Annotated in this window: 7 protein-coding genes; 3 read left to right on the top strand and 4 right to left on the bottom strand. The window is 48.9% G+C overall.

All coding sequences use genetic code 11. The features are described from left to right. Positions 1-306: 306 nt before the first annotated feature. Positions 307-726: a sigma-70 family RNA polymerase sigma factor gene (locus D1641_RS14355; RefSeq protein WP_160666872.1), complete on the top strand. Its 420-nt coding sequence runs from the start codon at positions 307-309 to the stop codon at positions 724-726. 92 nt (positions 727-818) lie between these two features. Here D1641_RS14355 and D1641_RS14350 read toward each other — a convergent pair whose 3' ends face one another. Then, positions 819-1289 carry a hypothetical protein gene (locus tag D1641_RS14350; protein WP_160666870.1) on the bottom strand — a complete coding sequence of 157 codons (471 nt, stop codon included), beginning with the start codon at positions 1287-1289 and terminating at the stop codon, positions 819-821. Between the two features lie 830 nt (positions 1290-2119). Between D1641_RS14350 and D1641_RS14345 the strand changes: the two genes are divergently transcribed. Further along, the gene (locus D1641_RS14345; protein WP_160666868.1) at positions 2120-2308 is read left to right on the top strand and encodes a hypothetical protein; all 189 of its coding nucleotides are present in this window, start codon (positions 2120-2122) and stop codon (positions 2306-2308) included. Positions 2309-2399: 91 nt separating this feature from the next. Then, positions 2400-3905 (top strand): recombinase family protein, encoded by a 1506-nt coding sequence (locus tag D1641_RS14340; RefSeq protein ID WP_160666866.1) that lies wholly within the window; start codon positions 2400-2402, stop codon positions 3903-3905. A 743-nt stretch (positions 3906-4648) separates the two neighbouring features. Here D1641_RS14340 and D1641_RS14335 read toward each other — a convergent pair. The 3 genes from D1641_RS14335 to D1641_RS14325 all read right to left on the bottom strand — a co-directional run bounded on the left by D1641_RS14335 (position 4649) and on the right by D1641_RS14325 (position 6688). Next, entirely contained in the window at positions 4649-5353 is a 705-nt protein-coding gene (locus tag D1641_RS14335; protein ID WP_160666864.1) for a KilA-N domain-containing protein, read from the bottom strand. Continuing rightward, complete coding sequence (locus D1641_RS14330) at positions 5289-5639, bottom strand: recombinase family protein (protein WP_160666862.1); 351 nt, start codon at positions 5637-5639, stop codon at positions 5289-5291. Before D1641_RS14330 ends, D1641_RS14335 begins: the two co-directional genes overlap by 65 nt. 398 nt (positions 5640-6037) lie before the next feature. After that, the gene (locus tag D1641_RS14325) at positions 6038-6688 is read right to left on the bottom strand and encodes a hypothetical protein (RefSeq protein WP_160666860.1); all 651 of its coding nucleotides are present in this window, start codon (positions 6686-6688) and stop codon (positions 6038-6040) included. Positions 6689-6771 lie beyond the last annotated feature (83 nt).

The raw sequence follows: 6771 nt of genomic DNA, 5'->3' as shown, positions 1-6771 counted from the left end.
GGCGGTTCAATTTCAAGACCGTCGTTTTTTACTGACACGGCGGCAAAAGGAGGTTACGCCGTGCCATTTTGTATTGTTCATCCCCTTGATCTGTCAAAAAAAGCCCTCCCCCTCTAAAGGGAAGCCCTGACCGCAAATGCGAAAATTGTAAAATCCTGTCGCCCCGACACGTCCGTATGGCCTTGCGCCATGCGGACATTTTTATACCCCGGAGCCTCTGGACACCGTGTCCAGAGGCCCACTGTCGTTCCCCGCCCTCCATTTCGATCTGTCCCTTTCCGCCCCGTATCGAAATGGAGGTTACATATGACGACCATCAAATTGAACAACTACTACCCCCATCTGACCGAGTGCGTCACCCTGGAAGTGTCGGAGGAGATTGCCGTGACCCTCTCCATTGGGGGCCGTATGTGCGACAGCTACAAGCGGCGCAAGCGGGACCATGACGAGTGCTCCCTGGACGGGACCCCCGGCTTTGAGGCCGACGTGACCTATCCCCCGCTGACCCCGGAGGAGATCATGGAGCTGGCCGAGGACCGCGCCGCCCTCTATGCCGCCCTTGACCGTCTCCCGCCCGTCCAGGCCCGGCGCGTCTACGCCCACTATATCCTGGGCAGGAGCAAGACGGGAATTGCCAGGGCGGAAAATGTGACGGAGAACGCCGTCCGGGACAGTATCAGCCGGGGCATGGAAACGCTCAAAATTCTTTTGGGGAATTTGCGCTGACCCTCTGTGAAATTCCCGTAATTCGGCCCGCATGAGCGTATAGCCGTAAACATGAAAAACTGGCCTGGAGATTTACTCCAGACCAGTTTTTCCTATGCTTTCATATCTACGCCCTGACGGTATTCATTCAAGATGCTGGTGTCAAAGGGCTGCCCCACCTGCCAGCCGGGAACACGGGATTTTACAAAATCCTGTAATCTGTTGGCCTCCTCACGATGGATTTGATTAAGTGTATATCCTGCATTAGCCCTATCCTTGGGAGGGAGTGTCAAGACATACGCTTTAATTGTATCCCCCATATCATTTCCGCTTGATGCAGTCATGCCGTAATATTTCTTCATATTATTAAAAGTCATATCTCTGATTCGTGTCTCTACTTCTTTCGATACTGGAATGATCTTAAAATCAGATTCTTTCATCCCAGTAATATCCATACCTTCGGGACAATAGGGATTTACATGGCCTTTTGGGGGGAGTGAACCATTGGGAAGGTTTGGTGTCGCGCTTTGCCGCTGATACCTGTCTCCACTTGCCACCATTCTGGCAATATCATTGATTGTCATATCGCCGCCTCCTTTTTGTGCTGATTGCAAGCCTATTCTTTATTTATATCGGCAGATTTAGGAAAAAAATAAAGTCTCTACCCAAACAAAAAGTGAATTTTTAGAAATTATTTGGATGAAATTTTTTGATAATTTGTTCCATTGGCGTCACGACCTTTCCAGATTATAAAAACACTCAAAATTCTTTTGGGAATTTGCGCTGGCCGCCTGCGAATTGTGCTTATAACCCGCCTGATAGGTGAGGAGGGACAAGCCTCCCACCGACAACTGAATACACAGTATTCCAGGCACAAAACCCGTGTGAATAGCGACGAAAGGCGCGCCGCCAGGATGGGAGCTCCAAGGAGGTGAAAGTGGAGCGGACCGAGCGATCAACGTGAACCTTTGACCCGGCTGTGGCAGGCCGGGCGCGACGACAGCACGGGGGATAATGAAACTTGCTCACGCCCTCCCACGGACTTGCGGGGGAGCCCTGCGGCACGCGCCAGCCTCTCCACGGGGGGCGGCGGTGCTGTGGAGCTATGACAGCCGGAGCCAACGGCGGCCTGGAATACTCCCCGCGCTGGGGGTGCGTGGCAAATACAGCGTACAACAAAACCAAGGGGGCCGCCCGCCTGGGGCCTGTCTGTCTTGCGGCAGCCCAAACTTCCCCCGGCGCGGCCCCGTTCGTGGATCGAAATGGAAAACCTGCTGGCCTCTGGACACCGTGTCCAGACGTGGAGCAAGGTTGAAAGGCAGCACTTTTTTAGGTGCTACCTTTCTGCGTTTCCCCACTACCCAGCGGGAAACTTGTACGCATAGGAACCCTGTTTTACATAGGAGGGCAGATTATGGCACAAGCGAGAACCAGCTACCACAAGGAAGTGAAAACGGCCTCTTTCCAGGGCCGGACGATTACCGTTGAAAACCTGACCCCCATTCTCGCCCCCAAGGTGCGGGACAAACGCAAGCGGGAGATCGAGACGGGGCTTTATTCCGTGTTCCGCAAGTACGCTCCAGGCCGCGCGGAAATGCGCTGACCGGGTGACATCCTTGTGATTTGGGGCTGTCTTTGGTATAATATACTTGTAAAGGTTGACAGCTCCATTCCGATACGGAAAGGAGCCGACAATGGAAAATCGCATTGACGCTATCTACGCGAGACAGTCTGTGGACCGCAAAGACAGTATCAGCATTGAAAGTCAAATCGAGTTTTGCAAGTACGAACTGCGGGGAGGGAATTTCAAGGACTACAAGGACAAGGGCTTTTCCGGCAAGAACACGGACCGCCCCCGTTTTCAGGAATTGATGGCCGACATCAAGCGGGGCCTGATCCGCCGGGTGGTGGTTTACAAGCTGGACCGTATCAGCCGTTCTATCCTGGACTTCGCAACCATGATGGAGCTGTTCCAGCAATACAATGTGGAGTTCGTTTCCTCTACGGAAAAGTTTGATACCTCCACCCCCATGGGCCGGGCCATGCTGAACATCTGCATTGTGTTTGCCCAGCTTGAACGGGAAACGATCCAGAAGCGGGTAACGGACGCCTACTATTCCCGTTGCCAGCGTGGTTTCCACATGAGCGGCGCGGCCCCCTACGGCTTCAAGCTGGAGCCCACCACCATCCAGGGCATACGCACGAAAATGATGATCCCGGACCCCGACACGGCGAATATCGCCCGGTTGATGTTTGAAATGTACGCCGAGCCGTCCACGTCATTCGGAGATATTGCCCGGTACTTCGCCCAGGAGGGCATACTGGTGTATGACAAGGAGCTGCGCCGGGGCTTCATTTCTCAAATGCTCCGCAACCCCATTTACGCCCAGGCGGACCTGGAGCTGTACGAGTTCTTCAAGGGGCAGGGGGCCGTGGTGGTAAACGAGGCGGCGGACTTCGCCGGGACCAACGGCTGCTATCTCTACCAGGGCCGGGACGTGCAGGAGCGGAAAAACAAGGACCTGAAAAATCAGATCCTTGTGCTGGCCCCCAGCGAGGGCATTGTCCCCGCCGATACCTGGCTGCGGTGCAGGAAAAAGCTGATGGCAAACATCACGTTCCAGGGTGGACGCAAGCCGAAAAATACCTGGCTGGCCGGGAAAGTAAAGTGTGGCCACTGTGGGCGGGCGCTGAAAAGCATGGGCAACCGGGCGGGAACGCAATATCTTCGCTGTACCAAGCGGGCGGACAACATGAGCTGCGAGGGCTGCGGGACGCTTCGGACGCCGGAATTTGAGCAGTTCGTCTATGAGGCTATGGTGCATAAGCTGTCCGAGTTTCAAACCCTGACCGCCCAGGCGGAGACGGTCAATCCCAAATTGACCGCCTTAAACGTGGAGCTGGCCCAGGTGGAGGACGAGATTGAAAAGCTGCTGAACACCCTGACCGGGGCCAGCGCGGTTTTGATGTCCTACGCCAACGGGAAGATCGAGGAGCTGGACACCCGCCGCCAAGGGCTGATAAAGGAGATTGCCGCGCTGAACGCCGAAAGCGTTTCCCCGCAAAAGATTGAGTTCCTGTCCGCCCACCTGGGCAACTGGGACAACATCGACTTTGAGGATCGGCGGCAGGTAGCCGACATCATTCTCTCCCAGGTCCACGCCACGGCTGACCGTGTGTCGTTTGAGTGGAAAATCTGATTTCTTACCCCCAGCGCCTTATTCAATGGTGTGTTTACCATTGTCAAGCGATGTTTCCGTATAGAGTGATAGAGCCGGAAAACAGGGAGTTAAGCCCGAAGATGTCAGATTCCCGGGGTCCTACCCAAAATAACTTTTCCATGATTGTCTCCTTTAAAATGGACTCGACTCTACATTATAGTGAAACAAACGAAAAAATGCAAGGACAAGTTACGCTGTACCGGCCTCTAAACGACACAAAAGAGTTTATGAAGGAAGTTTCCAGATAATTCTTTGTGCATAGGCATACAATTCCATGATAGTTTTTAATTTTCTGGAAGTCCGAGGTTTTTCCTCATTCAGTGAATCATAAAATTTTCTGCCTGAGCGGGTGGGATGGATTAGCCACTGGTTAGTAGGCATCAATAGAGTGCAAATTCATAAACACGCAAATACAGACGCATGTTCAGTCAATTTCTGTATTCAGCATTCCGGTGATGTTGCTAATTTGCAGGTAAATATTCTCGGCTCGCTTACAACGGCAATCATATTCGATACGTGTTCGCAAATAAGTGATATAGTCATAGAAACCACCAGGGTCACTCAGAGAAAGATTGTTCTCAATCCTTCTTAGTATATAGTCTATAATTAAAACCTCTATCATAATCTAGTAGCACTCTGCGGCTTAAGTAAGTACGCTAAATCAAGAACCAGTTCGAGAGTTTTCCTCATAAGGGGAATATGTAATTATTCGTCACATATGATCAACTTTGACGGAGCTTCATTTGTTTCCTAACAACTGCTAACCGAGTTTTCGGATCTAACCATAAATGAAAGTCTGCCGCAATTTCAGGGTAGGCACTCACGCCCCCACCTTTACCCTGCTTTACTCGCATTCCAACTGCGTGAGTCCTACGAATCCACAACAATGGCGTAATGGTAAGCGATGTGGTATGCCCCTGGTGAATTAGCTCATCACAGGCCCTATCATCAAATTCCGAATTCATGTCATTCTCCCATTGACGAAGAAACTCCAACGTGTTGCGGCTACGCATCCAGCTTTGAATGGTATACCCAGGGGAATCCACTGAATATTGCTTTGCCAGTCCTGTCAATGACACCATATCCTCACAGATCATACCTCGCATATAACGTCGTATGATTTCAGTATAATCTCCAATCTTTTGAGCCGTCCGGAGTTTTTCTTCATCTAACGAGTCGTAAAAAGACTTCCTGTGCCTGTCCACCAAGTCCTGGTCAATTATCTTCTTGTCGAGAAGCCGACCAATTGCGGACTCATATTGGAATGCCAAACGTATGTAGAGTTCACCACTTCTTTCTCTGTCATGATCCCATTCTCCCTTTTTCTGCAAGTATATCAGAAAAAACAGGATTTGTATAGTCTCATCTTGCTTTGAGAGCAGGTGACCGATATCTGGTCGTTTTTCTTGGATGTCCGGCCTTGTCATAATCTACATTACACCGGCGATTCCTTTCGAATTGAGCATCTATATATACGTCTACCCCAACAATTGGGATATATTTCTTATTGTCCAGGAGCTTATCAACAGCCGCCCTGGTCCATTTGGTGCTTCCAGTCGGAGAAGCTATGCCCTTCGCAAAGAGCATATCAACAATTTTTCCCAAGCTGGCTCCAGCAAGGTAGTACTCAAATATACTGCGAACATTATTTGCTCGTTCCTCATGGATGGCAATTTCCTCGCCAACCAAAACATAGCCATATGGAAGTTTCATAATAGCCTCACTTTCTAAAACATGAATAAAAGCAGGTTTGAAGGAGGATAAATCTCCTCAAATCTGCTTGCTGGCATCTTCCGATGTGTAATTATAGCTAAATATGAATTGAGTTTTTTGCTAATTTAATAACAAACAACAAAACCTGCGTATAACTATCGTTACACACAGGTTTTGTCTACTTTGGTGGACCTGAAGGGGATCGAACCCTCGAACCTCACGGATGCGAAAAGATTCATAAAACTTTTTTGGCTTGTTTTTGCTCCTTTTAGCCATTTCTGCTGGAGTTCACTTCATCTGCAAGCCTCTTTAACGAGGTGTTTTCCATGTGTTCCGGCCACGTCTGTGGTAGGTTCTGTGGTCAAAAGGATATTATCATCCTCAAACCAACGGCAAAGTTAATCATAGAAGCCATATCTTTGGCAAATCTCATGTACAGCTTCAGCATAAAGGGATCGTGAATGTTTCCTTAAATCGCTGTTCTTGTTCTTCTTGTCTAAGTACAGTTTTCTTAATTTATCGTGATGTCTATTATCTTTTATCCACTGTTCTTTTTCGCAAAGCATATAGTATCCACCAGGCTGTTCCTCCCAAGTGTAACTGTTCTGCCTTTTATTGAAACGAATATATTCTTGCCGTTTATGGCCCTCTTCATCTGTATAGTTATTTACAATGGCAAAATCGCAGCTGTGAAGAATACGCGAGTTTTTTCTGTCCTTGAATTTGATGGTGATAACACGGGTCGAGTCTTCAGCGTAATCGTATCCATACTTATGGGCTACCTTATTCAACGCCTGTATAATTTTGAATTTGATTTTTTCCGGAGTATAATTGCAATCATCGTCGTTGACCTCCAGATTAACATCAAAATCATAACCAATATTTGTTTGTGGGGCGTAAGTCACCATATTACGCCTATCACTTCCCACGAAATCAAAGCGAAAAGTAAAATCATCCCGAAGCAAATTTTGAGTCCTTTTTATAATAGCAATCAGGCCGTTTTTGACTGGGGCACGTTCTTTTCTGGTAACATATTTAAAGTCGTGCATATAATATCCCCCTATATTTTATTTTCCCGACCCGACCATTTAGCGTGAACTAAATCGTTGTATTATACAACAAGATTTTTGTT

Origin of the sequence: Colidextribacter sp. OB.20 (assembly GCF_009911595.1) — a bacterium.
Taxonomy (GTDB): domain Bacteria; phylum Bacillota; class Clostridia; order Oscillospirales; family Oscillospiraceae; genus Lawsonibacter.
The sequence above is the reverse complement of the archived record's forward strand: the minus strand, read 5'-3'. Positions and strand labels throughout refer to the sequence as shown.

What these genes read in the sequence shown, in the direction of transcription:
- D1641_RS14355 (WP_160666872.1), top strand. Translation starts at nt 307, where the DNA reads ATGACGACCATCAAATTGAACAACTACTACCCCCATCTGACCGAGTGC.
- D1641_RS14350 (WP_160666870.1), bottom strand. Translation starts at nt 1,289, where the DNA reads ATGACAATCAATGATATTGCCAGAATGGTGGCAAGTGGAGACAGGTAT.
- D1641_RS14345 (WP_160666868.1), top strand. Translation starts at nt 2,120, where the DNA reads ATGGCACAAGCGAGAACCAGCTACCACAAGGAAGTGAAAACGGCCTCT.
- D1641_RS14340 (WP_160666866.1), top strand. Translation starts at nt 2,400, where the DNA reads ATGGAAAATCGCATTGACGCTATCTACGCGAGACAGTCTGTGGACCGC.
- D1641_RS14335 (WP_160666864.1), bottom strand. Translation starts at nt 5,353, where the DNA reads ATGACAAGGCCGGACATCCAAGAAAAACGACCAGATATCGGTCACCTG.
- D1641_RS14330 (WP_160666862.1), bottom strand. Translation starts at nt 5,639, where the DNA reads ATGAAACTTCCATATGGCTATGTTTTGGTTGGCGAGGAAATTGCCATC.
- D1641_RS14325 (WP_160666860.1), bottom strand. Translation starts at nt 6,688, where the DNA reads ATGCACGACTTTAAATATGTTACCAGAAAAGAACGTGCCCCAGTCAAA.